1 protein-coding gene is annotated in these 265 nt (G+C 51.3%); it reads left to right on the plus strand.

Annotation, left to right across the window (positions count from 1 at the left end; all coding sequences use genetic code 11):
• Positions 1-265, plus strand: a 265-nt coding sequence (locus FQ664_RS26215) for a triphosphoribosyl-dephospho-CoA synthase (RefSeq protein WP_178091086.1), incomplete at both ends; no start/stop codon positions are given.

Genomic DNA, 265 nt, shown 5'->3' on the forward strand with positions numbered 1-265 from the left:
GCTTACTGCGGAAGATACAGATTTTCTTTACAAGGCGATCAGGCTGGCTTCTCCGTCAGCGATGGGGCACGTGCCGGAGCATGATCTTTATAGCGATGGTACGCCTGAGATAACCCTGCAGGAAGTAATGAAATTGGCAGCGGATCGAGATATGGTGGCCAAACAGTATGTTAATAATTTTAGGCAGGTGCTGGATGAAGGTTATCAGGCGCTTGTTCTTTCCTTGGACAGCGGGCTTCCCCTGCCCCAGGCAATAGCCCAGACC

It is taken from the genome of Pseudomonas persica (assembly GCF_900291015.1).
Lineage (GTDB): Bacteria > Pseudomonadota > Gammaproteobacteria > Pseudomonadales > Pseudomonadaceae > Aquipseudomonas.